Consider the following 25,127-nt stretch of genomic DNA (forward strand, 5'->3'; position numbering starts at 1 on the left):
CGGCGCGTCGAGGGCGCGTCAGCGCTCGCGCTTGCCCGGCTGCAGCGGTGTCGGGCCCGAGTTGAACTCGTCGAACCAGGTCGAGGGCGGCGGCTCGCGCATCTCGATCACCTCGTCGCCCGAGGTGTCGCGGTCCGGCTCGTCGAGCGGCGTCGGGCGCGACGGCCGGATGCGGGTGTCGGCCACCGGTGCCAGCGCCGCAGGGCCGGCTTCGGCCGCCGCCTTCTTGGGCAGCACCATCTCGCGCGCCGCATCGACCGAGGGCAGGGCGTTGTCGGTCCACACGTGCATCGGGATGCCGGCGGACCGCAGCACCCGCGCCATGCGCAGCTGGCGCTTGCGCGCGCGATCGCTGGTGCGGTCCGCGGGCGGCTGGATGCTGATCACGGCCACCACCTCGGAGCTCATGTCGCACAGCACCAGGTCGGCGCACTGGTTGCCGAGTCGGCGCAGCCACTCCGAGTAGGAGTGGCGGGTCGGCACCTTCAGGAAGCGCGCCAGCGGCACCTGCGCCAGCACCAGGTAGCCCGGCGCGGCGCGCACGAGCACGCTGTAGGCCAGGCGCTCGGCCGAGGTCATGATGCGGGTGGCGGTCGGCGGCCAGCCGGCCACCGTGTCGATGCGCGCGCCCTCGTCGCGTTCGGCCGTCGTGCCGCGATTGCGCAGCGCCAGCCAGGCCAGCACCAGCACGGCCAGGATCACGAGGGCGACGATCTGCCAGGTCTGCATCGTTGCGGGGGTGTCAGCGAGGGCCGCCGGGCAGCTTCATGCCGCCCATGCGCTTCATCATCTTCATCAGGCCGCCACCCTTCATCTTCTTCATCATGCCCTGCATCTGCTCGAACTGGTTGAGCAGGCGGTTGACGTCCTGCACCTGAACGCCGGCGCCGGCGGCGATGCGGCGCTTGCGCGTGGCCTTGATCAGCTCGGGCTTGCGACGCTCCAGCGGCGTCATCGAGCAGATGATGCCTTCCATGCGACGCACGTCGCGCTCGGCGCGGTCCATGTCGGCCTGGCCGAGCTGGGGCGTCTTGCCGCCCGTCAGCTGCGTGGGCAGCTTGTCGATCAGGCCGGACAGCCCGCCCATCTTCTTCATCGACGAGATCTGCATCAGGAAGTCGTTCAGGTCGAAGGCGTCGCCGGCCTTGACCTTCTCGGCGAGCTTCTGCGCCGCCGCGACGTCGACGCCCTTCTGCACCTCCTCGACCAGCGCGACGATGTCGCCCATGCCGAGCACGCGGCCGGCATGGCGCTCGGCGTCGAACACCTCGAGGCCGTCGATCTTCTCGCTGATGCCGGCGAACTTGATCGGCGCGCCGGTCACCTGGCGCACCGACAGCGCCGCGCCGCCGCGCGCGTCGCCGTCCATCTTGGTCAGCACGATGCCGGTCAGCGGCAGCGCCTCCTTGAAGGCCCGGGCGGTGTTGACCGCGTCCTGGCCCTGCATCGCGTCGACCACGAACAGCGTCTCGACCGGCTTGAGCGCCGCGTGCAGCTCGGCGATCTCCTGCATCAGCGCCGCGTCGATCGCCAGCCGGCCGGCGGTGTCGACCAGCAGCACGTCGACGTAGTGGCGGCGGGCGTAGTCGAGCGCTGCCTGCGCGATGGCCAGCGGCTTGTCGCTGGCCGACGAGGGGAACCACTCGGCCCCGGCCTGCGCCGTCACGGTCTTGAGCTGCTCGATGGCAGCCGGACGGTACACGTCGGCCGAGACCGTCAGCACTTTCTTCTTGCGCTTCTCGATCAGGTGGCGCGCGAGCTTGGCGGTGGTGGTGGTCTTGCCGGCGCCCTGCAGGCCGGCCATCAGGATCACGGCCGGCGGCTGCGTCGCGAGGTCGAGGTCGGCCGGGCCCTTGAGCGTGCCGCTGGCCGGATCGACCTCTCCCATGGTCGCGGCGAGCTCGCGGTGCACGATGCCCACCAGCGCCTGGCCGGGCGTGAGCGAGCCCACCACCTCGGCGCCGAGCGCCTTGTCCTTGACCCGCGCGATGAAGTCGCGCACCACCGGCAGCGCGACGTCGGCCTCGAGCAGCGCCACGCGCACCTCGCGCAGCATGTCCTGCACGTTGCTCTCGGTGATGCGGGCCTGGCCGCGCATCGTCTTGACGACACGACCGAGGCGTTCGGCGAGGGTGGAGGCCATGGGGGACGCCGCCGACGGGCGCGAGGCCGCGGGTGGCGAAAGTACACTGTGGCCATGATTCTATCGTTCGCTCCCGGCGACCCGGGCGCGACAGCCGAGGCCCTGCTGCTGGGTCTGCCGAGCATCGTCGCACTGACGGCCTACCTGGCCGCCGCCCTGATCGGGGAGCGCTTCGCGCCGGCCCTGCGCGCGACGCTGCTGGCGGCCTGGCTGGCGCATGCGGTGGCCATCGTGGTCGACACCGCCGGGCTCGGCACCGCCGCGCTCGGTGCGCGCTTCGGCTTCGCGCCGGCGCTGTCGGTGACGGTGTGGCTGGTGCTCGCGGTCTACGGCATCGAGAGCCGCTTCGTGCCGCTGCCGGGCGTGCGGCGCACGCTCGCCTGGCTGGGCGTGGTGACGGTGGTGCTGGCCTGGGTGTTCCCGGGCGAGTTCCGGCCGCACGCGGTGTCGCGCTGGGCGCCGCTGCACTGGGTGCTGGGCATCGCCTCGTACGGGCTGTTCGGCGCGGCCGTGCTTCACGGCGCGATGCTGAACCGCGCCGAACATCAGTTGCGCCAGCGCGTGGCCGCGCCCGAGCCGGCGCTGCCGGCCGGCATGCCGCTCCTGCGCCTGGAGCGGCTGACCTTCCGCTTCGTCGCGGCGGGCTTCGTGGTGCTGTCGCTGGCGCTGCTGCTCGGGGTGTGGTTTGCCAACCCCTGGCGCTGGGACCACAAGTCGGTGTTCTCGATGCTCGGCTGGCTGGTGTTTGCCGGCCTGCTGGCGGGCCGGCGCGCGTTCGGCTGGCGCGGGCCGCGCGCCACGCGCTGGCTGTATGCCGGGGCCGGGCTGCTGCTGCTGGCCTACGTGGGCTCGCGCTTCGTGCTCGAGGTGCTGCTGCAGCGCCCGCCACCGGCCTGAGGGATGCCCGCGCGATGCTGAAGTTCGTGCTGCTGATCGTCGTGGTGCTGGTGCTGCTGTGGCTGCTGCGCGGCAAGCGCCGCGCTGCCGAGCCGCCGCCCGGGCCGGCACGCGAGGCCGGCGGCTCGCGCCCGGTGGTGGCCTGCGCCCAGTGCGGCGTGCACCTGCCGCGTGACGAGGCGCTGCCCGGGCGCGGCGGCGTGTTCTGTGGCGAGGCGCACCGTGCCGAGTACGAGCGCAGCCACCCGGACGCCTGAGGCCTCGCGATGAGTACCTCGGCCACCGGCACCGAGCGTCGCGGCAGCCGGCGCCGCCCGACCGCCGACGAGTCCTGGTTCGGCGCGTTCGAGTCGGCCGAAGACACCCAGATCGGCGAGGACACCGCCCATACCAGCGGACCGGTGCCGCTGGACACCGGCCCGGCGCCGGCCACGGCCTCGCTCGACTCGCGCCTGTTCTCGCGCCAGGCCGAGCGCATCGTCAGCGCCGGTCAGAGCGCCTTCGACCGCATCTTCCGCACCTTCATCGGCGCGCGGGCCGCGCTCGGCGTCGCGCTGGCGCTGGCGCTGGCGGCGACAGGGCTGTTCGGCAGCCGGCCGTCGCTGCCGGCGGCGCTGGTCAGCGTGGCCTACGGCGCGCTGGCGCTGACGATGTGGCTGCTGCCCAAGCGCGGCACGGTCGAGCCGAAGGCGCTGGCGGAGTTCTGGAACCCGCTCTGGCTGGCCACCATCGGCGTCGACCTGGTGTGCTTCAGCGCGCTGCACGTGCTGACGCCCGGCTCGAGCCTGAACTACGTGGCGCTGCTGGTGCTGCCGGTGCTGATGGCCGGTGTGCTGACCCCGCGCCTGAAGGCGCTGGCCACCGCGGCGGCGGTGACGCTGATCCTGTTCGGCAGCGCCTGGCGGTCGGTGCTGGCCGGCGGGCAGATGACGCAGCTGCTGACGCAGGCGGGCCTGGCCAGCGCCGGCTTCTTCGTCATCACCGTGCTGGCCGGCGAACTGGCTGGGCGACTGGCGCGCGAGGAGCTGACGGCGCGCGGCAACATGGAGATGGCACGCCAGCAGGCCGCGCTGAACCGCCTGGTGATCGAGGAGATGCAGGACGGCGTGCTGGTGGTCGACCGGCGCGGTCGCGTGCGCGCGGCCAACCCGGCTGCACGTCGCCTGCTCGCGCCCGAGGGCATGTGCCGGCCGGCGCCGTTCCAGCTGCGCGGCGTGGACGCCTGGCGCGAGCTGGTGTCCACGGTCGAGCGGGCCTTCGTCGAATCGAGCTGGCCCGAGGCCGGCCGCGACGTGACGCTCGAGTTCGAACCCGGCCTGGCCCGCACGCTGCGCGTGCGCGTGCGCTTCACGCGCCAGCGCGCGGCGCAGGCGAACGAGGAGTTCTGCGTGCTGTTCCTCGAGGACGTGCGCAACATGCAGGCGCGCAGCCGGCAGGAGAAGCTGGCCGCGATGGGGCGCGTGTCGGCCGGCATCGCGCACGAGATCCGCAACCCGCTGGCGGCGATCGCGCAGGCCAACGCGCTGCTGGCCGAGGACAGCACCGATCCGGCGCAGCGCCGCCTGATGCGCATGATCGCCGACAACGTCGAGCGCCTGAAGCGCATCGTCGACGACGTGATGGAGGTGGCCCCCGGCCTGCCGCAGGAGGAGGTGCTGATCGATGCCACCGCGCAGGTGGCCGCGGTGTGCAGCGAGTGGGCCCGGGCGGCCGGCGTCGGCCTGGGCGAGCGCAGCGTGCTGCGGGTCGAGCTGCCGGGCGAGCCGCTGGGCGTGGCCTTCGACGCCGAGCACCTGCGACGCGTGCTCGTCAACCTGCTGGACAACGCGCGCCGCCATGCCAGCGACGCGCCCGGCGCGATCCTGCTGCGGCTCGAGTCGCGCGACGCCGAGACCGCCTTCCTGGGCGTGGCCAGCGACGGCGCGCCGATCCCGCCGGAGGTCGAGCGTTACCTCTTCGAACCCTTCTTCTCCACGCGCAGCCGCGGCACCGGCCTGGGCCTGTATATTTGCCGCGAGCTGTGCGAACGCTACGGCGCGAGCATCGACTACCGCGCCCGGCCGCCCGGCGATCCGCACGGCAACGAATTCTTCGTGGTGATGCGCCGGCTGCCGCTGGCCGACAACGAGGCGCGACTGCACCTGACCTCATGACCTCCGCGTCGCACTTCAGCCTGCTCGTCATCGACGACGAACCCGACCTGCGCACGCTCTACGAGCTGACGCTGCTGCGCGAGGGCTACGACGTCGAGACCGCCGGCACCGTCGAGGAGGCGCTGCTGCACCTGAAGGACCGCACCTACAGCGCCGTCATCACCGACATGCGGCTGCCCGACGGCACCGGGCTCGACCTGCTGCGCAAGCTCGAGGAGACCGGGCGGCGCGAGAAGGCGATCGTGATCACCGCCTACGGCTCGGCCGAGAACGCGGTCGAGGCGCTGAAGGCCGGTGCCTACGACTACCTCACCAAGCCGGTCGACCTGAAGCAGTTCCGCGCGGTGATCGCCTCGGCGCTGGGCCGCGGCGGGCCGGTGCCGACCACCGATCCGGCGTCGCTGCCGTCCGAACACGGCGGGCCCGCGCCGGCACGGGCCGCGCGGCCGCCCGCCGCGCCGCCGGCGAGCCCCTCCAGCCCGGCGCTGCGGCGCATGGCCGGCCAGTCGGCCGCAATGCACCAGGTGCGCGCGCTGGTCGAGAAGGTGGCGCGCAGCATGGCGCCGGTGCTGGTGAACGGCGAATCGGGCACCGGCAAGGAACTCGTCGCGCGCGCGATCCACGAGATCAGCGCGCGCGCCGCGGCGCCCTTCGTCGCGGTGAACTGCGGCGCGATCCCGGAGCAGCTGCTGGAGGCCGAGTTCTTCGGCTACCGCAAGGGCGCGTTCACCGGTGCGGCGGAGGACCGCGGCGGCTTCTTCCAGGCCGCCGACGGCGGCACGCTGTTCCTCGACGAGATCGGCGACCTGCCACTGTCGATGCAGAGCAAGCTGCTGCGCGCCATCCAGGAGCGCTCGGTGCGTCCGGTCGGCGCGGTCAGCGAGCAGCCGGTCAACGTGCGCCTGCTCAGCGCCACCCACAAGGACCTGGGCGCCGAGGTGCAGGCCGGGCGCTTCCGCCAAGACCTGTACTACCGGCTCAACGTGATCCAGATCCTGGTGCCGCCGCTGCGCGAGCGGCTCGAGGACCTGACTGCGATCACCGAGCGCGTGCTGGAGCGCATCGCGCAGGACGCCGGCGTCTCGCCGCCGCCGCGCCTGACGCGCGAGGCGCTGGCCCACCTGGGGCGCTACCGCTTCCCGGGCAACGTGCGCGAGCTCGAGAACCTGTTGCACCGGGCGGTGGCGCTGTCCAGCGGCGAGGCGATCGGCGTGGCGGACCTGGGCCTGCCCGACGCGCTGGTTTCCGAGTCCTACATGGCCGAGGCGGTCGGCTCGGCGCCAACGCCGCTGGACGAACGGGTGCCCGCGCCGGGCATACCGGCCCCGGCGCTGCCGACCGAGGAGCCGCTGCCCAGCGACCTGGCCACCTACCTGGATGACGTGGAGCGCGACATCCTCGTGCGCGCGCTCGAGCGTCACCGCTTCAACCGCACCGCGGCCGGCGCGAGCCTCGGTCTCTCGCTGCGGCAGATGCGCTACCGCATGGCGCGCCTGGGCGTGAACGTGGGCGGCGAGACCAGCCTGGTCGAACGCGACGGCAGCACGCCCGAGTGAGCGCGGCCGCACGCTGGCGACGGGGCTGGTGGAGCGGCGCGGCGCGCCGCAGCTCGCCCAACCACGGGCCGCGGCCGGACGGCGCGGCCATCGAGCTGCTGCTGCTGCACTCGATCAGCCTGCCGCCGGGGGAGTACGGCGGCGACTCGATCGAGCGGCTGTTCACCAACCGGCTCGATTGGGGCGCCCACCCGTACTACGCGACGTTCCGCGGGCTCGAGGTCTCGTCGCACTTCGTGATACGGCGCGACGGGCGCGCCCTGCAGTTCGTCTCGTGCGAGCGCCGCGCCTGGCATGCCGGTCGCTCGAGCTGGCGCGGCCGCGAGAACTGCAACGACTTCTCGATCGGCATCGAACTTGAGGGCCTGGAAGGCGAGCCGTTCGAGGATGTGCAGTACGTCACGCTGGCGCGCCTCGTCGACGCGCTAGCGCGACGCTACCCGCTGCATGCCATGGCCGGACACGAGCACGTGGCGCCCGGCCGCAAGCGCGACCCCGGCCCGGGCTTCGACTGGGCACGCGTGCGCGCACTGCCCGCCACCGCCGGTTGGGACTTTCCCGAGATGTGAACCGATGCAACCGCATGTGCGGTTGCAGCATCGCCGCGGCGCGAGCAATGGCGCGGCCTGCGGCCGTTCTGAGGCATTGGGGCCACACCGACGGCACACTACCGCTAGTGCTTGAAGCACCTTCGGGCCCCAGATATAGTGTTCCGTCGTGCTATCCTCCGCGCCCGCTCGACAGCCGCAGGACCCGCCCGGCAATTGCCGCGTGTCCCGCCGCGAACGCTGATCGACACCCACCGACACCTGCCTCCAGCGTGCATCCGCTCGATTCCATGACGACCACCGAAGCGCTCCAACAAGGGGAACCCATGCAAGCCGTTCAGTCACCGATGAGCTCTGTCCCACCCAGCCTGCACGGCGCGGCCGGTGCGTCGTCGGCGGCCGCATCGGCCTACCAGGGGTACCAGATCATCCGTCGCAACGGCGCCGTGGTTTCGTTCGAGCCCAACAAGATCGCGGTGGCGTTGATGAAGGCCTTCTTGGCCGTGCACGGCACGCAGGGCGCCGCCTCGGCCAGCGTGCGCGAGACCGTGGACACGCTCACCGAATCGGTGGTGCGCGGACTGCTGCGCTCGCGCCCGGGCGGCGGCACCTTCCACATCGAGGATGTGCAGGATCAGGTCGAACTCGGCCTGATGCGCGGCGGGCACCACGAGGTGGCGCGCGCCTACGTGCTGTACCGCGAGCGCCGGGCGCAGGAGCGTGCGCGCGCCGGCCAGAAGGCGGCGCCGGCGGAGCCGGCGCTGCACGTCACCGACCGCGGCCAGCGTGTGCCGCTGGACCTGGCGCGTCTGCAGGCGCTGGTGGAGTCGGCCTGCGCGGGCCTGGGCGCCGAGGTGAAGGCCGAGCCGGTGCTGGCCGAGACGCGCCGCAACCTGTACGACGGCGTGCCGATCGACGAGGTGTACAAGGCCGCGATCCTGGCCGCCCGCACGCTGATCGAGAAGGACCCGGGCTACACGCGCGCCACCGCACGCCTGCTGCTGCACACCATCCGCCGCGAGATCCTCGGGGAGGAGGTGACCCAGGCGGAGATGCCGGCGCGTTACGTCGATTACTTCCCGCAGTTCGTCAAGAAGGGTGTGCAGGCCGAACTGCTGGACGACAAGCTGCTGCAGTACGACCTGGCCAAGCTCGGCGCGGCGCTGAAGGCCGAGCGCGACCTGCAGTTCGACTACCTCGGCCTGCAGACGCTGTACGACCGCTACTTCCTGCACGTCAAGGACGTGCGCATCGAGATGCCGCAGGCCTTCTTCATGCGCGTCGCGATGGGCCTGGCGCTCAACGAGATCGACCGCGAGGCGCGCGCGATCGAGTTCTACGAAGTGCTGTCGACCTTCGACTTCATGAGCTCGACGCCGACCCTGTTCAACTCGGGCACGCGGCGCTCGCAGCTCTCGAGCTGCTACCTGACCACCGTCTCGGACGACCTGGAGGGCATCTACGAGGCGCTGAAGGAGAACGCGCTGCTGTCCAAGTTCGCCGGTGGCCTGGGCAACGACTGGACCAACGTGCGCGCGCTGGGCAGCCACATCAAGGGCACCAATGGCAAGAGCCAGGGCGTGGTGCCGTTCCTGAAGGTGGTCAACGACACCGCGGTGGCCGTCAACCAGGGCGGCAAGCGCAAGGGCGCGGTGTGCGCCTACCTGGAGAGCTGGCACCTGGACCTGGAGGAGTTCCTCGAGCTGCGCAAGAACACCGGCGACGACCGCCGGCGCACGCACGACATGAACACCGCGAACTGGATCCCGGACCTGTTCATGAAGCGCGTGATGGAAGGCGGCGACTGGACGCTGTTCTCGCCCTCCACCTGCCCGGACCTGCACGACAAGTTCGGCACGGCCTTCGAGGAGGCCTACCTGCGCTACGAGGAGAAGACGCGCAGCGGCGAGATCAAGCTGTTCAAGCGCATGCCGGCCAAGGACCTGTGGCGCAAGATGCTCTCGATGCTGTTCGAGACCGGCCACCCCTGGATCACCTTCAAGGATGCCTGCAACCTGCGCTCGCCGCAACAGCATGTCGGCGTGGTGCATTCGAGCAACCTGTGCACCGAGATCACGCTGAACACGAGCGACACCGAGATCGCCGTCTGCAACCTCGGATCGGTGAACCTGGCGCACCACCTGACGGACGGTGCCATCGACCAGGCCAAGCTGAAGAAGACGGTCGCCACCGCGATGCGCATGCTCGACAACGTCATCGACATCAACTACTACGCGGTCAAGAAGGCGCGCGACTCGAACCTGCGGCACCGGCCCGTCGGCCTGGGCATCATGGGCTTCCAGGACGCGCTGCACGAACTGCGCGTGCCCTATGCCTCGCAGGAGGCGGTCGAGTTCGCCGACCGCTCGATGGAGGCGGTCTGCTACCACGCCTACTGGGCCTCGACCGAGCTGGCCGCCGAGCGCGGCCGCTACTCGAGCTACCGCGGTTCGCTGTGGGACCGCGGCATCCTGCCGCAGGACTCGCTCGACCTGCTGGCGCAGTCGCGCGGCGGTTATGTCGAGATCGACCGCAGCAGCACGATGGACTGGGACGCGCTGCGCCAGCGCATCGCGGCGCACGGCATGCGCAACTCCAACTGCGTGGCGATCGCGCCGACGGCGACCATTTCCAACATCATCGGCGTGAGCGCGTCGATCGAGCCGTCGTTCGGCAACTTGTCGGTGAAGTCCAACCTGTCGGGTGAGTTCACCGTGCTCAACGAGTACCTGGTGCGCGACCTGAAGAGGCTCGGCCTGTGGGACGACGTGATGGTCATGGACCTGAAGCACTTCGATGGTTCGCTGCGCCGCATCGACCGGGTGCCCGAGGAGCTGAAGGCGCTGTACGCGACGGCCTTCGAGATCGAGACGCAGTGGCTGGTCGAGGCTGCGGCGCGGCGCCAGAAGTGGATCGACCAGGCGCAGTCACTCAACATCTACATGGCCGGCGCCTCGGGCAAGAAGCTCGACGAGACCTACAAGCTGGCCTGGCTGCGCGGGCTGAAGACGACCTACTACCTGCGCACGGTGGGAGCGACGCATGCGGAGAAGTCCACCGTCAAGACGGGGCAGCTGAATGCCGTGTCGAACGCGCCGAGCAGCATCGAGCTCGCGGCCGCCGAGCCCGAGGTGAAGTTCTGCGCGATCGACGACCCGACCTGCGAGGCCTGTCAGTGACCGCGGCGTCGATGCTCGCAGCGCTTCTTCGATGCAAGCCCGCAACAAGCACTCCGGCCAAAAGTCAATAAGTGCTTGGTGTTCTTGCGCAACACTCGGATAATTCGAACGTTCAGGACGTGACCATGCTTGTTTGGGAAGACGAGGTAAAGCCTTCGATTGCTCCTGCCCCGCGTCTCGCGCCGGTTCAACCGTCGACGAGCTCGCGAGGTTCGCAACCCAGCGCCGAACCGCGTTCGGCGGCGTCGGAGGCAGTGGTACCCAGCACGCGGCGTGTCGTCGCTGCCGACAAGCGCATCATCAACGGCAAGACGGACGTGAACCAGCTGGTTCCGTTCAAGTACAAGTGGGCTTGGGAGAAGTACCTCGCCACCTGTGCGAACCACTGGATGCCGCAGGAGATCAACATGTCGCGCGACATCGCGACGTGGAAGGATCCGAACGGACTCACCGAGGACGAGCGGCGCATCGTCAAGCGCAACCTCGGTTTCTTCGTCACTGCAGACTCGCTGGCCGCCAACAACATCGTGCTCGGGACCTACCGGCACATCACCGCCCCCGAATGCCGCCAGTTCCTGCTGCGCCAGGCTTTCGAGGAGGCGATTCACACGCACGCGTACCAGTACATCGTTGAATCGCTCGGACTCGACGAGAGCGAGATCTTCAACGCGTACCACGAGATCGCCTCGATCTGCGACAAGGACGAGTTCCTGCTGCCCTTCATCGAGCAGATCATGGACCCGGACTTCCGCACCGGGACGCCCGAGAACGATCGGAAGTTGCTCGAATCGCTGATCGTGTTTGCGTGCCTGATGGAAGGCTTGTTCTTCTACGTCGGCTTCACGCAGATCCTGGCGCTCGGTCGCCAGAACAAGATGACCGGTGCGGCCGAGCAGTACCAGTACATCCTGCGCGACGAGTCCATGCACTGCAACTTCGGCATCGATCTGATCAACCAGATCAAGCTCGAGAACCCGCAGTTGTGGACGCCGGAGTTCAGGGCGGGCATCAAGGCGTTGTTCCTGAAGGCGGTGGATCTGGAGTACCGCTACGCGGAGGACACCATGCCGCGCGGCGTGCTCGGCATGAACGCGTCGATGTTCAAGGGCTACCTGCGCTACATCGCCAATCGGCGCGCAATGCAGATCGGTTTGGAAGCGCTCTTCCCGAACGAGGAGAACCCGTTCCCCTGGATGAGCGAGATGATCGACTTGAAGAAGGAGCGCAATTTTTTCGAGACGCGCGTGATCGAGTACCAGTCCGGCGGCGCCTTGTCCTGGGATTGACGCCGAGGCCGCTGGCCGGCGGCACCGACACGCAGCGAGATCAAGATCCTCGGTCCGAGATGGCCTGCCACGCAGCAGGTTGCCGGGCCGTACCCTGTTCACCGGATCGCGGCGCCCCTCCTGGGCAGTCGGGGACGGTGAATGGCCATGCGGCAGTTGTGTTTGAAGGGCTGTGTGGTCTTTTCTCAACTTGATCAAGGAGAAGTGTGATGGCAACTGCGAAGAAGGCTGCGGCCAAGAAGGCGCCGGCGAAGAAGGCTGCCGCGAAGAAGGCCCCGGCGAAGAAGGCCGCGGCGAAGAAGGCACCGGCGAAGAAGGCCGCGGCGAAGAAGGCCCCGGCGAAGAAGGTCGCGGCGAAGAAGGCCCCGGCGAAGAAGGCCGCGGCGAAGAAGGCCCCGGCGAAGAAGGCCGCTGCCAAGAAGGCCCCGGCGAAGAAGGCCGCGGCGAAGAAGGCGGCTGCGAAGAAGGCGCCTGCGGCTCCTGCAGCCCCTGCGGTCAAGTCGGCGCTTACACCACAAGCCGCTTGGCCGTTCCCCACGGGCACCAAGCCCTGATGGCACGACGGCGCGGGGCGACTCTTGTTGCCCCCAACGCCGTCCTGCCCGAGCCGGGCCCGCAGGGGCCCGGCTCACTTCACTCAGTCACCAGTCGGTGCGGCACGGCATGGTTCTGTCCGCCACGGCACGCGATCTTGGCCGCGCCCAGGCGGTTGCCCAGGGCGGCACATCGGTCGAGTGGCCATTCTCTCTCGAGCCCGTAGAGCAGGCCGGCCCTGAATGCGTCCCCGCAGCCGGTGGGATCGACGATCTCCTCGGCCGCCACCCCCGGGACGTGGATGCGGTCACCATCGCGCCAGATGTCGCAGCCGTCCGCGCCGAGCGTGACGACGATGCCGCGCAGCGTCGACCGGGACAGCTCCGACAGTGAACGACCGACGCGGTCACAGAGCATCCGGGCCTCGTAGTCATTGACCGCCACCCAGGTGGCCATGCTCAGGAAGTTCGACAACTCCGCGCCGTCGAACATCGGCAGACCTTGCCCCGGGTCGAACACGAAAGGCACGCCCGCGGCGGCCAGTTGGGACGCATGCTGGACCATCGCCTCGCGCCCGTCCGGCGCCACGATCGCGATGCGCAGATCGTCGCGCGCCGGCACCGGCGAGACGTGCGCCTGCTGCATGGCCCCGGGGTGAAAGGCGGTGATCTGGTTGTTGTCCGCGTCGGTGATGATGATCGCCTGCGCCGTGTAGCTGTCCTCGATCACGCGGACGTGATCGGTCGTCGCATTCCAGGACTGCAGCCGCTGCAGGTATTCGCCGCCGTCGGCACCCAGCGTGGCCAGCACGACGGGCTCGCCGCCCAGCTGCGACAGCGTGTAGGCGATGTTGCCGGCGCAACCGCCGAACTCCCGCCTGAGCGTCGGGACCAGGAACGACACGTTCAGGATATGCACCTGATCGGGCAGGATCTGCTGGGCGAAGCGCCCGGGAAAGTTCGTGATCGTGTCGTAGGCCAGTGAGCCGCAGATCAAGGCTGCCATCGGATCTCCAGAGGGTGCGGATGCACTGCCACGCGGCGCATCAGGGATAGAACAGTTCCACGGTGTAACCCGCGATTCGCATGGTCCCTGCGGCGAGCTGGGCGCTGAGGGTGAATTCGGCGCCGCCGGCCACGTGTGTCGAGGTCGCATGCAGCTCGCCTGGCGACAAGGCCCGGCGTGCCACCAGCTCGCCGTTCGCGTCGGTAAGCGACAGCTCCAGCCACGGCAATGCAACCGGCAGACCGGCCCGGTTGCGCAGCACGACCGAAAAGCGGTAGGTGTCCGGTGTGTTGCCGCCGCGTGTCAGCGCCGTGCTCTCGACCGACAGGTCCGCGATGCGGCGTGGTGCCGACAGCTCGCATCCCGTCCAGCCGCACCAGGCCTGGAACGCCGATCGGGTGGCGGGCCAGCGCGCCGCCACTTCGTCGCGTTGCTGGTGCAGTACCTGGCCGGCCAGGAGGACACCGAGCAGCAGCGCCGACAGCGCCAGCAGCTTCCGCATGCCCGATCCTTCCCAGCGCGTCCGCCGCTCCGCGTCGCGCACGAAGCCTGGTGCCTCCGCGTCCTTCACGACCGATGGTTCGGACTCGACGTCGGCCGCGCCGGGCGGCGTGAGTGCAAGTGCCGCGTCGTCCGGCGGCACCGAGTCGAAGCGTGCATCGGCGAAGTCGTCGCCGCGTTCGCCCCGGCCGATTCCCGTCAGTCCACCGAAGGCGGATCGCCGCGCGCCGAAGATCTGCTCGTCGATCCGGTCGACCAGCGACGGGTCGCGTTCCAGTGACGGGCCGTCGTCGGCGTCGCCCACCTGGAGATCGACCACCGCGGCGCCGGCCGGCGCGGGCGGCGCAGTCCATTCGGGCGGCGCGTCGCGGTCCAGGTCGAACAGGCCCTCGAGCGCGTTGAAGACGGCATCGCAGCGCCCGCAGCGCACCCAGCCCTCGGACACCTTCAGCTGGTCCTGCACGACGCGGAAGACCGTTCCGCAGGACGTGCATCGGGTGGCCAGGCTCATGGCGAAATCATGCCATGGCGTCTGCGCCGCTCCTGCGGCCCGACATCAGGACCCAGCCCTCGAGCTCGTCGGTCACGGCCAGGTCCAGCCACGGCGCATAGGCGGCGGCGATTTCGTCGGCCTGCCTGCGGAGGATCCCCGCGAGCACCAGGTCGCCGCCGGGCGCCAGGTGGGAACACAGCAGCGGGGCGAGCAGCTTCAGCGGCGCGGCCAGGATGTTGGCCAGCACCAGCGGGTAGGTTCCCTGGGCCAGTTCCGGGCCACCGCAGCGCAGCGCGACGCCGTTGGCCAAGGCGTTCGCGCGGGTGGCTTCGACGGCCGCCGGATCGATGTCCACCGCATCGACCCCCGCGCCGCCGTGCCGCGTGGCGCCGATGGCGAGGATGCCGGAGCCGCAGCCGTAGTCGAGCACCCGGCTCCAGCGCCGGGCCGCGTCGCCGGCGTGGGCGGCGATCCAGCGCAGGCACATCAAGGTGGTCGGATGGGTGCCGGTGCCGAAGGCCTGGCCCGGATCGAGCCGGATGACCGTGCGCGCGCCCGGCGGAGGTTCGTGCCAGCTCGGCACGATCCAGAAGTCACCCGTCACCTGCACCGGCGGGAACTGGGTCTGTGTCAGGCGCACCCAGTCCTGATCCGGCACTACCGCCAGGCCGGTGACATGCACGCCGGCCGCCCAGTCCTGTGCCAGCAGCAACGCGGCCGCGTCGGTTGCATCGTCCTCCAGTGCGAACAGCACCCGCAGCCCCGAGCGCTGCCAGGCTGGGGCGGGCGCGGGCTGCCCGGGTTCGCCGAACAGCGGCCGCTCGGCGTCGGTGTCGGCGTCGGCATCCTCGACCGACACCGACAGCGCACCAAGTTCGCCGATCAGCGCGTCGGACACCGGCTCGACGAGGGGCTGCGGCACGAGCAGCTGCAGTTCGACCATCGCGGCCTAGCGCTTGTGCTGCGCCATCCAGCCTTCCAGGTAGTGGATGCTGGTGCCGCCTTCGACGAACTTCGCGTCGACCATCAGCTCGCGGTGCAGCGGGATGTTGGTCAGAATGCCCTCGACCACGGTCTCCGACAGCGCGATGCGCATGCGCGCGAGCGCCTGCTCGCGGGTGTCGCCGTGCACGATGATCTTGGCGATCATCGAGTCGTAGTTCGGCGGCACGAAGTAGTTCGTGTAGGCATGCGAGTCGACGCGCACGCCCGGGCCGCCGGGCGGATGCCACATCGTGATGCGGCCCGGCGAGGGCGTGAACTTGTACGGATCCTCGGCATTGACGCGGCACTCCATGGCATGCCCGCGCATCTGGATGTTGCGCTGCGCGAAGGGCAGCTTCTCGCCGGCGGCAACCCGGATCTGCATCTGCACGATGTCGATGCCGGTCACGAGCTCCGTCACCGGATGCTCCACCTGCACCCGCGTGTTCATCTCGATGAAGTAGAACTCGCCGTTCTCGTACAGGAATTCGAAGGTGCCCGCGCCGCGGTAGCCGATCTTCCTGCAGGCGGCGGCACAGCGGTCGCCGATGCGCTCGATCACCCGGCGCGGGATGCCGGGCGCCGGGGCCTCCTCGATGATCTTCTGGTGCCGGCGCTGCATCGAGCAGTCGCGCTCGCCCAGCCAGACGGCGTTCTTGTGCTGGTCGGCCAGCACCTGGATCTCGATGTGGCGCGGGTTCTCGAGGAACTTCTCCATGTAGACGGCCGGGTTCGCGAACGCCGCTCCGGCCTCCGCCCGCGTCGTCTGCACCGCGTGGATCAGCGCGGCTTCCGTGTGCACCACGCGCATGCCGCGCCCGCCACCGCCGCCGGCCGCCTTGATGATCACCGGGTAGCCGATGCTGCGCGCGATGCGGATGATCTCCTTCGGATCCTCCGGCAGCGCGCCCTCCGAACCGGGAACGCAGGGCACGCCGGACTTGATCATCGTCTGCTTGGCCGACACCTTGTCGCCCATGATGCGGATCGACTCCGGCGTCGGCCCGATGAAGGCGAAGCCGCTGCGCTCGACGCGCTCGGCGAAATCGGCGTTCTCCGACAGGAAGCCGTAGCCGGGGTGGATCGCCTCGGCGTCGGTCACCTCGGCCGTCGAGATGATGGCCGGCATGTTCAGGTAGCTCTGCGCCGAGGGCGGAGGGCCGATGCACACCGCCTCGTCGGCGAGCTTGACGTACTTCGCGTCGCGGTCCGCCTCCGAATAGACGACGACCGACTTGATGCCCATCTCGCGGCAAGCCCGCTGGATGCGCAGGGCGATCTCGCCCCGGTTCGCGATCAGGATCTTCTTGAACATCGCCCTGATCTCACTCGATCACGAACAGCGGCTGGCCGAACTCGACCGCCTGGCCGTTCTCGCACAGCACCTTGACGATCGTGCCGGACTTGTCGGCCTCGATTTCGTTCATGATCTTCATCGCCTCGATGATGCAGATCGGCTGGCCCTCCTTGACTGCGTCGCCGACCTCGGCGAAGGGCTTGCCCCCCGGACTGGACGAACGGTAGAAGGTCCCGACCATCGGCGACTTGACCACGTGGCCGGTCTCCGCCGGTGCCGCCGCCGGCGTGGCCGCTGCCGCCGCGGCCGGAGCCGGCACTGCCGCCGCGGCCGGCACCGGTGCGGGAACCACCACCGCCGGCGCTGCCGTGGCCAGCGCGGCGCTGCGATCGGCCTTCACGATGCGCACCTTGCCTTCGGCTTCCGTGATCTCGAGTTCGGAGATGTTCGACTCGGAGACCAGGTCGATCAGGGTCTTCAGCTTGCGCAGGTCCATGCTTCACTCCATCGGGCCTCGGGGCCCAGCGTGTCTTGTCCGCGGCGAATGCGCCGAACTGCCGTCAACTTCAGGCAGCGGCGCTCAACGTCGCGCTGTAGTGATGGTCGCCGTCTGTTGGCGCTGCCGCGCCGGCGCATTGAAACGGGAGGTCCTCAACGTTCGACGCCTCGTCCGGACGCCTTGATGAAACTACCCTTTTGGCCAGGGTTCAGCCCAAGAAGAGCGCGACTTTACGCGCTTTGGTGAAGTTTGGTAGCAATTGACAAGAAGGCAGGTTGGTGCTTGCGTGCGTCAGCCCAGGCTGGCCCAACGGCCCAGGTCGGCCTCCACCAGGGCGCCGAGCTTGCGCTCGCGAACCTGGCCTGCGCGGTCGATCAGCACGGAGAACGGCAGGCCGCCGACGTCGTTGCCCAGCGCACGCGCGAGTTCGGTGCCGTCCAGCCCGGCCAGGCCGACCGGGAAGGACAGCGGACGCTTGGCCAGGAATTCGCGCACCGGTGTCGGCCCGTCGACCGCGAGGCCCACGACCTGCCAGCCGGTCGCGCCGTGCTCGCGCTGGAACTGGTTCAGCAGCGGAAGTTCCTTCAGACAGGGCGCACACCAGGTGGCCCAGAAGTTGACCAGCAGCGGACGCTGACGCAGATCGGCCAGCACCAACTCGCCGCCTTCCGGGCGCTCGAAGCGCAGCGTCCAGAAGTCGGCCGGCAACGGCCGGTCCTGCAGGCGCAGGCGCCACCAGGCCGCCCCGGCGCCAGCCGCGGCAGCGGCGGCGGCCACCGTGCCGATCAGCAGCCGCCGGTTCATGCCCGGGCCTCCAGGCGCCGCAACGCGGCGAGGTCGCCCCGGGTGCTCAGGCCGCGAGCGTCCGGCTTGAGCGCGCCGCGCAGGTCGTCGTGGTCGAGCACGCTCAGGTGCACGGTGACCCGCTCGCCGAGTTCGGCGCAGGGGCTCGTGACGGTCAGCACGGACGGGCCGTCACTGCCGGGCGGACTGTCGACCTCGTAGGCGATGCGACGATCCAGCAGTAGCAGCTCGGCCTGCTTCGGGTCGTCGCAGAAGAGCTGCAGGTGCACCGCCGACAGTCGCGTGGCCGTGCCGCGCCAGACCGCGCCGGTCAGGTGCGGCCGCAACGGCGCCAGACGCTCCATCCAGTCGGCCGCCACACGGCGCAGCGCCGCCAGCTCGGCGGGCTGGGTGTCGGCGCAGAACAGCTCGAGGTAGCTGCGCACCTCGTCCTCGACCGTCAGGTTGTCGGGCAGCTCGGCCGGGCGCACCGAATGCCGCCCGACCATCCGGGCGGCCTTGCGTTTCGCCGGGCCGTACTCCATGCCTTCCTCGACGACCAGGCGCGCCGCGGCCGCCGCAATCTCTGCACTCAGGGACATGGGGAAATTCTAGGCAGCCGAGGCCGACCCTCGGTCAGGGAAGGTCGACCGCGCCCATGCGCGCCGCCACCGTGCCGGCCCGGCCGATCACGTAGGCCGACGCCGGCCGCTTCTCGAAGCGCTTGGGCGCCGGCAGCATCACCGCCAGGCGCGCCGCCTGCATGGCGCCCAGGGTGGCGGCGTCGGTGCGGAAGTAGTAGCGCGCCGCGGCCTGCGCGCCGAACAGCCCCTCGCCCCACTCGACGTTGTTCAGGTAGATCTCGAGGATGCGCTGCTTGGACAGCAGTGCCTCGAGCATCAGCGTGACCACGAACTCCTGCCCCTTGCGCGCCAGGCTGCGCTCGCCGGCGAGGAACAGGTTCTTGGCCAGCTGCTGGGTGATCGTCGAGCCACCCACCAGCTTGGCCGGCGCCAGCGTGGCCGGCGGCGCCGCACCGGCGCGGGCACGTGCGGCGCGGCGCTCGGCCTGTTCGGCCAGCTTCTCCTGGCGTGCCTCGGCGCGCTGGTTGCGTTCCCAGGCCTTCTCGACTGCGTCCCAGTCGATCCCGCCATGGTCCGCGAACGCGGCGTCCTCCGAGGCGATCACCGCGCGCTTGAGGTTCGGCGAGATGCGCTCGTAGTCGACCCACTGCTGCGCCCAGGCGATGCGGTGCTGCTCGACCAGCAGCCGCCAGGCCTCGGAGCGCTGGAAGGTCGTCGATTGCGGATCGATCACCGTCATCAAGGCGATGCGCAGCAGGAAGTAGAGCTGCAGTGCGAGCGCCGCCAGCACCCACAGCGCGGCCAGGCGCCACAGCGCCGTCCAGAGCGGCCTCATCGGGCAGCGGCCGCCAGGCGCGCGCGCAGCGCCGCCAGCACCGGCGCGGTGTCGGGCATCACGCCGCGCCAGCGCGCGAACGATTCGGCGGCCTGCTCCACCAGCATGCCCAGCCCGTCGCGCCCGCGTGCGCCCTGGGCTTCGGCCCAGCCGATGAAGCCGCGGGCGGCCGGACCGTACATCATGTCCAGCGCCAGCGCGCCGGGCGCGAACACGCCCGGCGGCACCGGGATGTCCGCCCCCTGCAGGCTCGCCGCCGTGGCGTTGACCACCACGTCGAAGCCGGTGCCGGCCTCGGCCGGCAACGCGGCCCGCAGTTGCACCGCGCCGGCCATGGCACGGTGGCGCTGCACCAGCGCGTCGGCCCGGGGCACGGTGCGGTTCGCGATCACCAGTTCGGCCGGCCCGGCCTGCAGCAACGGGCCGAGCGCCCCGGCCGCCGCGCCGCCCGCACCCACCAGCAGCACGCGCGCGCCGGCCAGCCGCACGCCGGCGTTGCGCTCGATGTCGCGCACCAGGCCGATGCCGTCGGCGTTGTCGCCCAGCCAGTCGTCGCCGTCGAAGCACAGCACGTTGACCGCCTCGGCGAGGCGGGCGCGCTCGGTCAGCCGCGTCGCCAGGCGGGCCGCCTCGAACTTGAACGGCACCGTGACGTTGCAGCCGCGCACCGGGCCGCCGGCCGTGTCGGCCACGAATCGACGCAGCGCACCGGCGAAGTCGTCCAGCGGCACCAGCAGCCGGCCGTAGTGCAGGGCCTGGCCGGTCTGGCGCGCGAACTCGGCGTGGATGAAGGGCGACTGGCTGTGTTCGACCGGATGGCCGACGACGGCATAACGGTCCACCGGGCCGCCGGGCGGAGTGGTCGCGAGATCGCTCATTGCGCGTTGGACAGCGAGGTTTCGAGGCCTTCCTCGCGCGTGAATCGGAAGCGCGAGGTGATCACCAGCTGGTCGGCCTTGCGCCGCATCGCGGCACTGAACGGGCCGAAGGGCGCGGCGGCCTTGACGATGGCCAGCGCCCGGCGGTCGAGGATCTTGGACTCCGAGGGCCGCACGATCTCGGTCTCGAGCACGCGGCCCTCGGCGTCGATGGTCACGTTCATCACCAGCTCGCCGTACAGCTTCTTGCCCTGGTACTCGGGGAAGTTGCGCGTGCCGCGCTCCTCGATGCGGCGGCGCAGCGCGTCGTAGTACAGCGCGTAGACCTCCTCGCGCGTCGACGGGCCGATGAAGCGCTTCTTCGGGCGCGCGTTCTCCTCGTTGATGCGCTTCTCGATCTCGGCCAGCAGCTCGATCAGCTGGCGGCGCCGCTCCTCCTGCGCGCGCTCCTCGGGCGAGCCCTGGTCGCGCCGCGGGTCCGGCGGCGGCAGCAGCGCGAGCTCGCGGCGCAGTTGCGCCAGCAGCTGCTGCTGGGTCTCCTGCAGTTGCTCGATCTGGCGGTGCGCGTCCTCGTTCGCGTCGCCCACCTGCACGGTGGCCGAAGGCGGCAGCGGCGAGGTGGCGCGGCCCTGGTCGGCCGTGCCGCCACCCTGCAGGTTGGCCTGCGCGATCGCCTGTGCCTGCGCCGGCGCCTCGCCGGAGCGCGTGTTGACCAGGATGACCTCGAGCGGCGTGTCCTTGAAGACGCGGTTGAAGCCCTCCGGGTCGACGAAACGCACGCCCAGCAGCGCGGCGTGCACGCCGAAGGAGAAGAGCAGCGCGAGCTGCAGCGTCGAGAGGCGGCGGCGTCGGCGCGGCGGGGCCATGGTCTGCCTCAGGCGGCCGGGGCCGGCAGGTCGGCGGCCGGCTCCGCGGCACCGTCCTCGGCCACGTCGATGGCCAGGGTCAGCGCGCCCGCGGCCGCTTCCTCGACGCCTTCCTCCACGTCCGCCTCGTCGACCGGCGCGTCGTCGGCGGTGGTGCCCGGGTCGTCGAGGCGCTGCAGCACGTTGGCGTGCAGATCCAGCGTCAGCAGGTCGGTGCCGGTGACGCGCACGCGCACGCGCGCGCCGCGCGGCAGGCCGTCGGCGCCGAGCGCGCGGAACACCAGCGGCAGGGTGTCGGCGCGCACCAGGCCATCCTTCAGCACCGCGGCATCGAGCTCGGTGACGCCGTTCTGCGTCAGGTACAGCAGCGTCCAGTAGCGCTCGATGGCCGACTGGAAGCCGTTGTACTCCGCATAGGCCGCGTCGAAGGCCGAGATGATCGAGAACAGCGCCGCGTCCTTGGGCTTGAACGGCGCGGCCAGCGCGGCGGTGCGGCCGTGCCGCGCGCAGGCGATGATCTGCCACTGGTTGACCAGGTCGACGTAGCGCCGCAGCGGCGAGGTGGCCCAGGTGTACTGCGCCACGCCCATGCCGGCGTGCGGCGCGGGCCTGACGCCCATGCGCACCTTGACCCCCGGCGCCAGGCTGGCCTGGCTGCGGTAGATGCCGGGCACGCCGCACTCGGCCAGCCAGCCGCCCCAGGTGCTGTTGGCCAGGATCATCGCCTCGGCGACGATCAGGTCCAGCGGCGCGCCGCGCTGGCGCACGCCGATGTGCACCGTCTCGTCGCCGCGCGGCTCGCCCGCGTCGCCCTCGGGCCGCTCGAGCCGGAAGTTGTAGTCGGGCCGGTTGAAGGTCTCGGGCTTGCCGCGCGCCAGCTCGCGCTGCGCCTTCAGCCGCTGGGCCAGGCGGAAGGCGAAGGCCAGCTCGGCGGCGAACGGGTAGTCGGCCGGGGCGGCGCCGGTCAGCGCCGCCTCGGTGATCACCGCGTCGAGCCGGTCGTGGCGCAGGTTGGCGACGATCGGCACGCGCTCGAGCCGCGTCTGGCTGCCGCGCACCTCGAGCGTGGCCTCGTCGAGCGTGACGTAGAGCGAGACGGCCGGGCAGTCGCGCCCTTCGGTCAGCGTGTAGGCCTGCACCACCTCGTCGGGCAGCATGGTCAGCTTCCAGCCCGGCATGTAGACGGTCGACAGGCGCTCGCGTGCCAGCTTGTCGAGTGCCGACTCGGCGCCGATCGCCAGGCCCGGCGCCGCGATGTGGATGCCGAACACCACCGTGCCCGTGCCCAGGCCCTGCACCGACAGCGCGTCGTCGATCTCGGTGGTGGCCGAGTCGTCGATCGAAAAGGCCTGCAGCGCCGCCGTGGGCAGGGCCTCCTTGACCGGCGGCGCGGCCAGCGCCGCGAAGGCCGTGCCCTTGGGGAAGTTGTCGAACAGGAAGCGCCGCCAGTGGAACTGGTAGGGCGAGTCGATCGCGCCGGCGGCCTTCAGCAACTCCAGCGGTGCCCGGCCGGACTGCTTGGCCGCCGCCACCACCGCCTTGTACTCGGCCGCGTTCTTGTCCGGCTTGAACAGGATCTTGTAGAGCTGCTCGCGGATCGGCGCCGGGCACTGTCCGGCCACCAGCTCGCCGGCCCAGGCCTCGATCTGCGCGGCCTGCTGCTTCTTGCGCTCGATGCCCAGCAGCGCCGCCTTGACCGTCTCCTCCGGCGCCTTCTTGAAGTTGCCGCGCCCGAGCCGGCGGAAGTAGTGCGGCGCCTCGAACAGCCGGAACAGCGCGGCGGCCTGCTTCTCGACGCCGGCCTGCGCGTCGAAGTAGTCGCGCGCCAGGTCGGCGAAGCCGAACTCGGTGTCGGGGGCGAATTCCCAGGCCAGGTCCAGGTCGATGTCCAGCGCGAGGTGGCGCGCCGAGGCCAGCAGCTCGGCCGGCTGCGGCTTGTCGAACTTGAGCAGCACGTTGGCGGACTTGACCTTCACGCGCTTGCCCGATTCGAGCTCGATCTGCAGCGAGCTCTCCGCCTCGGTCATCACCCGGCCGGCGTGGAACTTGCCGGCCTCCTCGTACAAAGCAAACATAGGGGGGCGATTGTCGCAACTTTGTGGATCATCGCGCCGTATGTCCCCCGGTCACCCCTGCCAAGGAGCACACGCATGCCCAGCGACAAGATCCCCGTCGAGATCTCCGTCAAGGCCAAGTCCGAGTTTGCCTCGGCGGCCATCGCCATCATCGAGAAGACGGTCGAGAAGGCCGTCAAGGGCTCCGGCACCCTGACCACCGATGCCGCCAAGGACAAGAAGGCGCCGCGCTGGATGCTCAGTGCCGAGTTCAGCGGCGCGCTCGACAAGGACGGCAAGAAGTTCGCCGGCAAGCTGGCCACCACGCTGCTGGTGATGAATGCCAGCGCCTCGGGCGCGACGCTGTCGGGCAACGGCGCCGCCGAGCTGGCCAAGCCCGGCAAGCTGGCCTCCGGCGACGTCGAGGTGCTGGCCGAGACGCTCGCCGAGGGCATGGCCAAGAAGGCCGTGGCCCACATGAAGACGCTCAAGCCCTGACCGCGCCGACGCGTCAGTAGCTGCGCCCCTTGCGGTACTGCGCATGCGCGCGGCGCGCCAGCGTCGTGCTGCGCGACAGGGCCGCGAACGAGGCGCCGGCGTGGGCGTGGCAGATCGCCAGGCCGAGCGCGTCGGCCGCGTCCTTGCCCGGCTCGCCGGGCAGCGCGAGCAGCCGCGCGACCATCGCCTGCACCTGTTCCTTGCGCGCCTGGCCGTGGCCGACCACCGCCTTCTTCATCTGCAGCGCGGTGTACTCCGAGACGGCCAGGTCGTTGGAGACCAGCGCCGCCAGCGCCGCGCCGCGTGCCTGCCCGAGCAGCAGCGTGGACTGCGGGTTGACGTTGACGAACACGATCTCCAGCGAGGCGCAGTCGGGCCGGTAGCGCGCGGTCACCTCGCGCACGCCCTCGAAGATGATCTTCAGCCGCGCCGGCAGCTGGCCCACGTCCACCGCGCCGGTGCTGATGGTGCCGCTGGCCACGTAGGCCAGGCGCGGGCCATCGGCCTCGATCACGCCGAAGCCGGTGGTGCGCAGGCCGGGGTCGATGCCGAGGATCCGCATGCCGCGTGGACGCTCCGTCAGAGTCAGACGCCGAAGTACCAGCGCACGGAGTGGAAGAACACCGGCGCCGCGAAGCACAAGGGTGCCACACGGTCGAGCAGCCCGACGGCGCCGGTCACCGAGGCCTTGCCGCCCCAGTTGCGCACGCCGGCGTCGCGCTTGAGCGCCTTCATCACGAACTCGCCCAGCGTGCCCGCGCCGCCGGCCAGGAAGCCCATCACCAGCGCCGGCACGGGCTTGAACGGGGTGGCCCAGTACAGCAGCGCGCCGACGAACCCGGCCGCCAGGGTGCCGCACCACCAGGCGCGCCACGAGAACGAGCGGCTGATCGCGCGCGCCACGGGGCGGCGGCGCAGCCAGCGGCTGGCCAGCTCCTGCGCGATCTGCGCCGCGGCCACCACCAGTACCAGGTAGAGCACCAGGAAGGCACCACGGTCGGCATAACGCGGCAGGTCCAGCAGCAGCAGGGCGGGCGCGTGGCTCATGCCGTACACGCAGACCATGATGCCCCACTGGATCTTCGCGGTGCGCTCGAGGAAGCGCTGCGGGTCGTTGCCGAACGCGCTGACCACCGGGATGGCGAGGAACACGTAGACCGGCACGAACACCGTGAACAGGTCGAAGTGCCGCGTCGCGACGATCAGGTACTGCAGCGGCAGCACCGCGAAGAAGGCCAGCAGCAGGCTGCGGTGGTCGGCGCGCGCGGTCTGCGTCAGCGTCACGAACTCGCGCAGCGCGACGAACGAGAGCACGCCGAACAGCAGCGTCGACACCGCCGCGCCGGCGATCCAGGCGATCCAGAACAGCACCGTGGCCAGCCACACGGCGCGCAGGTCGCGCACGAAGCGACCGAAGCGGTCCTCGTCGTCGGGCGTGCGCTCGCGCACCGAACGCGCCACCGTGACCACGGTGACGATGGTCAGCAGCCCGAACAGGGCGACGAACAGCAGCGCGATCTGCTGGGAGACGGCGAGTTCGCGCAGGGTGCCCAT

Annotated in this window: 24 protein-coding genes; 9 read left to right on the top strand and 15 right to left on the bottom strand. The window is 70.5% G+C overall.

Features of this window, described 5'->3' with window-relative positions:
* Positions 1–18 precede the first annotated feature (18 nt).
* Complete coding sequence (locus tag D9C15_RS21550; protein WP_128000531.1) at positions 19–729, bottom strand: DUF2726 domain-containing protein; 711 nt, start codon at positions 727–729, stop codon at positions 19–21.
* Positions 730–742: 13 nt separating this feature from the next.
* Positions 743–2,143, bottom strand: coding sequence for a signal recognition particle protein (gene ffh, locus D9C15_RS21555; RefSeq protein ID WP_128000532.1), 1,401 nt, complete (start codon positions 2,141–2,143; stop codon positions 743–745).
* A gap of 54 nt (positions 2,144–2,197) precedes the next feature.
* Here ffh and D9C15_RS21560 point away from each other — a divergent pair, with 54 nt between their 5' ends.
* The 8 genes from D9C15_RS21560 (at position 2,198) to D9C15_RS21595 (ending at position 12,316) form a co-directional block, all read left to right on the top strand.
* The gene (locus tag D9C15_RS21560; protein WP_128000533.1) at positions 2,198–3,040 is read left to right on the top strand and encodes a cytochrome C assembly family protein; all 843 of its coding nucleotides are present in this window, start codon (positions 2,198–2,200) and stop codon (positions 3,038–3,040) included.
* 14 nt (positions 3,041–3,054) lie between these two features.
* The gene (locus D9C15_RS21565) at positions 3,055–3,297 is read left to right on the top strand and encodes a PP0621 family protein (protein ID WP_240668499.1); all 243 of its coding nucleotides are present in this window, start codon (positions 3,055–3,057) and stop codon (positions 3,295–3,297) included.
* A 9-nt stretch (positions 3,298–3,306) separates the two neighbouring features.
* The gene (locus D9C15_RS21570; protein ID WP_128000534.1) at positions 3,307–5,193 is read left to right on the top strand and encodes a sensor histidine kinase; all 1,887 of its coding nucleotides are present in this window, start codon (positions 3,307–3,309) and stop codon (positions 5,191–5,193) included.
* On the top strand, positions 5,190–6,749 hold the full coding sequence (locus D9C15_RS21575; RefSeq protein ID WP_128000535.1) for a sigma-54-dependent transcriptional regulator: 1,560 nt from the start codon (positions 5,190–5,192) through the stop codon (positions 6,747–6,749). The genes D9C15_RS21570 and D9C15_RS21575 overlap by 4 nt, the downstream gene beginning before the upstream one ends.
* Entirely contained in the window at positions 6,746–7,318 is a 573-nt protein-coding gene (gene ampD, locus D9C15_RS21580) for a 1,6-anhydro-N-acetylmuramyl-L-alanine amidase AmpD (protein WP_128000536.1), read from the top strand. Before D9C15_RS21575 ends, ampD begins: the two co-directional genes overlap by 4 nt.
* A gap of 326 nt (positions 7,319–7,644) precedes the next feature.
* A complete protein-coding gene (locus D9C15_RS21585) occupies positions 7,645–10,476 on the top strand; it encodes a ribonucleoside-diphosphate reductase subunit alpha (RefSeq protein ID WP_240668501.1) in 2,832 nt (943 codons plus the stop codon).
* Between the two features lie 125 nt (positions 10,477–10,601).
* A complete protein-coding gene (locus D9C15_RS21590; RefSeq protein ID WP_128000667.1) occupies positions 10,602–11,762 on the top strand; it encodes a ribonucleotide-diphosphate reductase subunit beta in 1,161 nt (386 codons plus the stop codon).
* A 209-nt stretch (positions 11,763–11,971) separates the two neighbouring features.
* Positions 11,972–12,316: a histone H1-like repetitive region-containing protein gene (locus D9C15_RS21595; RefSeq protein ID WP_128000538.1), complete on the top strand. Its 345-nt coding sequence runs from the start codon at positions 11,972–11,974 to the stop codon at positions 12,314–12,316.
* Positions 12,317–12,395: 79 nt separating this feature from the next.
* On the opposite strand, the gene D9C15_RS21600 is transcribed toward D9C15_RS21595, so the two are convergent.
* The 11 genes from D9C15_RS21600 to D9C15_RS21650 all read right to left on the bottom strand — a co-directional run bounded on the left by D9C15_RS21600 (position 12,396) and on the right by D9C15_RS21650 (position 23,096).
* Positions 12,396–13,301, bottom strand: a complete 906-nt coding sequence (locus D9C15_RS21600; RefSeq protein WP_128000539.1) for a carbohydrate kinase family protein — start codon at positions 13,299–13,301, stop codon at positions 12,396–12,398.
* Between the two features lie 40 nt (positions 13,302–13,341).
* The gene (locus D9C15_RS21605) at positions 13,342–14,313 is read right to left on the bottom strand and encodes a zinc-ribbon and DUF3426 domain-containing protein (RefSeq protein ID WP_128000540.1); all 972 of its coding nucleotides are present in this window, start codon (positions 14,311–14,313) and stop codon (positions 13,342–13,344) included.
* A gap of 7 nt (positions 14,314–14,320) precedes the next feature.
* Positions 14,321–15,238: a 50S ribosomal protein L11 methyltransferase gene (prmA, locus tag D9C15_RS21610; protein WP_128000541.1), complete on the bottom strand. Its 918-nt coding sequence runs from the start codon at positions 15,236–15,238 to the stop codon at positions 14,321–14,323.
* 6 nt (positions 15,239–15,244) lie between these two features.
* On the bottom strand, positions 15,245–16,594 hold the full coding sequence (gene accC / locus D9C15_RS21615; protein ID WP_128000542.1) for an acetyl-CoA carboxylase biotin carboxylase subunit: 1,350 nt from the start codon (positions 16,592–16,594) through the stop codon (positions 15,245–15,247).
* Between the two features lie 10 nt (positions 16,595–16,604).
* Complete coding sequence (accB, locus tag D9C15_RS21620; RefSeq protein ID WP_128000543.1) at positions 16,605–17,072, bottom strand: acetyl-CoA carboxylase biotin carboxyl carrier protein; 468 nt, start codon at positions 17,070–17,072, stop codon at positions 16,605–16,607.
* Positions 17,073–17,366: 294 nt separating this feature from the next.
* Positions 17,367–17,879, bottom strand: a complete 513-nt coding sequence (locus tag D9C15_RS21625; protein WP_128000544.1) for a TlpA family protein disulfide reductase — start codon at positions 17,877–17,879, stop codon at positions 17,367–17,369.
* Positions 17,876–18,460 carry a hypothetical protein gene (locus tag D9C15_RS21630; protein WP_128000545.1) on the bottom strand — a complete coding sequence of 195 codons (585 nt, stop codon included), beginning with the start codon at positions 18,458–18,460 and terminating at the stop codon, positions 17,876–17,878. Before D9C15_RS21630 ends, D9C15_RS21625 begins: the two co-directional genes overlap by 4 nt.
* 34 nt (positions 18,461–18,494) lie before the next feature.
* A complete protein-coding gene (locus D9C15_RS21635) occupies positions 18,495–19,277 on the bottom strand; it encodes a transglycosylase domain-containing protein (protein ID WP_128000546.1) in 783 nt (260 codons plus the stop codon).
* On the bottom strand, positions 19,274–20,155 hold the full coding sequence (gene aroE, locus D9C15_RS21640; RefSeq protein WP_128000547.1) for a shikimate dehydrogenase: 882 nt from the start codon (positions 20,153–20,155) through the stop codon (positions 19,274–19,276). The genes D9C15_RS21635 and aroE overlap by 4 nt, the downstream gene beginning before the upstream one ends.
* Entirely contained in the window at positions 20,152–21,021 is an 870-nt protein-coding gene (locus D9C15_RS21645; protein ID WP_128000548.1) for an energy transducer TonB, read from the bottom strand. Before D9C15_RS21645 ends, aroE begins: the two co-directional genes overlap by 4 nt.
* Positions 21,022–21,029: 8 nt before the next feature.
* Entirely contained in the window at positions 21,030–23,096 is a 2,067-nt protein-coding gene (locus D9C15_RS21650; RefSeq protein ID WP_128000549.1) for a ribonuclease catalytic domain-containing protein, read from the bottom strand.
* 75 nt (positions 23,097–23,171) lie between these two features.
* Here D9C15_RS21650 and D9C15_RS21655 point away from each other — a divergent pair, with 75 nt between their 5' ends.
* Positions 23,172–23,573 carry a hypothetical protein gene (locus D9C15_RS21655; RefSeq protein WP_128000550.1) on the top strand — a complete coding sequence of 134 codons (402 nt, stop codon included), beginning with the start codon at positions 23,172–23,174 and terminating at the stop codon, positions 23,571–23,573.
* Between the two features lie 13 nt (positions 23,574–23,586).
* On the opposite strand, the gene ruvC is transcribed toward D9C15_RS21655, so the two are convergent.
* Positions 23,587–24,135, bottom strand: coding sequence for a crossover junction endodeoxyribonuclease RuvC (gene ruvC / locus D9C15_RS21660; RefSeq protein WP_128000551.1), 549 nt, complete (start codon positions 24,133–24,135; stop codon positions 23,587–23,589).
* 23 nt (positions 24,136–24,158) lie between these two features.
* Positions 24,159–25,127 (bottom strand): phosphatidate cytidylyltransferase, encoded by a 969-nt coding sequence (locus tag D9C15_RS21665; protein ID WP_128000552.1) that lies wholly within the window; start codon positions 25,125–25,127, stop codon positions 24,159–24,161.

This window comes from Piscinibacter defluvii (assembly GCF_004011805.1).
Lineage (GTDB): Bacteria > Pseudomonadota > Gammaproteobacteria > Burkholderiales > Burkholderiaceae_C > Piscinibacter > Piscinibacter defluvii.

Coding starts and splice junctions, on each gene's coding strand:
- D9C15_RS21550 (WP_128000531.1), bottom strand. CDS start 729: ATGCAGACCTGGCAGATCGTCGCCCTCGTGATCCTGGCCGTGCTGGTG.
- ffh (WP_128000532.1), bottom strand. CDS start 2,143: ATGGCCTCCACCCTCGCCGAACGCCTCGGTCGTGTCGTCAAGACGATG.
- D9C15_RS21560 (WP_128000533.1), top strand. CDS start 2,198: ATGATTCTATCGTTCGCTCCCGGCGACCCGGGCGCGACAGCCGAGGCC.
- D9C15_RS21565 (WP_240668499.1), top strand. CDS start 3,055: ATGCTGAAGTTCGTGCTGCTGATCGTCGTGGTGCTGGTGCTGCTGTGG.
- D9C15_RS21570 (WP_128000534.1), top strand. CDS start 3,307: ATGAGTACCTCGGCCACCGGCACCGAGCGTCGCGGCAGCCGGCGCCGC.
- D9C15_RS21575 (WP_128000535.1), top strand. CDS start 5,190: ATGACCTCCGCGTCGCACTTCAGCCTGCTCGTCATCGACGACGAACCC.
- D9C15_RS21585 (WP_240668501.1), top strand. CDS start 7,645: ATGAGCTCTGTCCCACCCAGCCTGCACGGCGCGGCCGGTGCGTCGTCG.
- D9C15_RS21590 (WP_128000667.1), top strand. CDS start 10,602: ATGCTTGTTTGGGAAGACGAGGTAAAGCCTTCGATTGCTCCTGCCCCG.
- D9C15_RS21595 (WP_128000538.1), top strand. CDS start 11,972: ATGGCAACTGCGAAGAAGGCTGCGGCCAAGAAGGCGCCGGCGAAGAAG.
- D9C15_RS21600 (WP_128000539.1), bottom strand. CDS start 13,301: ATGGCAGCCTTGATCTGCGGCTCACTGGCCTACGACACGATCACGAAC.
- D9C15_RS21605 (WP_128000540.1), bottom strand. CDS start 14,313: ATGAGCCTGGCCACCCGATGCACGTCCTGCGGAACGGTCTTCCGCGTC.
- prmA (WP_128000541.1), bottom strand. CDS start 15,238: ATGGTCGAACTGCAGCTGCTCGTGCCGCAGCCCCTCGTCGAGCCGGTG.
- accC (WP_128000542.1), bottom strand. CDS start 16,594: ATGTTCAAGAAGATCCTGATCGCGAACCGGGGCGAGATCGCCCTGCGC.
- accB (WP_128000543.1), bottom strand. CDS start 17,072: ATGGACCTGCGCAAGCTGAAGACCCTGATCGACCTGGTCTCCGAGTCG.
- D9C15_RS21625 (WP_128000544.1), bottom strand. CDS start 17,879: ATGAACCGGCGGCTGCTGATCGGCACGGTGGCCGCCGCCGCTGCCGCG.
- D9C15_RS21630 (WP_128000545.1), bottom strand. CDS start 18,460: ATGTCCCTGAGTGCAGAGATTGCGGCGGCCGCGGCGCGCCTGGTCGTC.
- D9C15_RS21635 (WP_128000546.1), bottom strand. CDS start 19,277: ATGAGGCCGCTCTGGACGGCGCTGTGGCGCCTGGCCGCGCTGTGGGTG.
- aroE (WP_128000547.1), bottom strand. CDS start 20,155: ATGAGCGATCTCGCGACCACTCCGCCCGGCGGCCCGGTGGACCGTTAT.
- D9C15_RS21645 (WP_128000548.1), bottom strand. CDS start 21,021: ATGGCCCCGCCGCGCCGACGCCGCCGCCTCTCGACGCTGCAGCTCGCG.
- D9C15_RS21650 (WP_128000549.1), bottom strand. CDS start 23,096: ATGTTTGCTTTGTACGAGGAGGCCGGCAAGTTCCACGCCGGCCGGGTG.
- D9C15_RS21655 (WP_128000550.1), top strand. CDS start 23,172: ATGCCCAGCGACAAGATCCCCGTCGAGATCTCCGTCAAGGCCAAGTCC.
- ruvC (WP_128000551.1), bottom strand. CDS start 24,135: ATGCGGATCCTCGGCATCGACCCCGGCCTGCGCACCACCGGCTTCGGC.
- D9C15_RS21665 (WP_128000552.1), bottom strand. CDS start 25,127: ATGGGCACCCTGCGCGAACTCGCCGTCTCCCAGCAGATCGCGCTGCTG.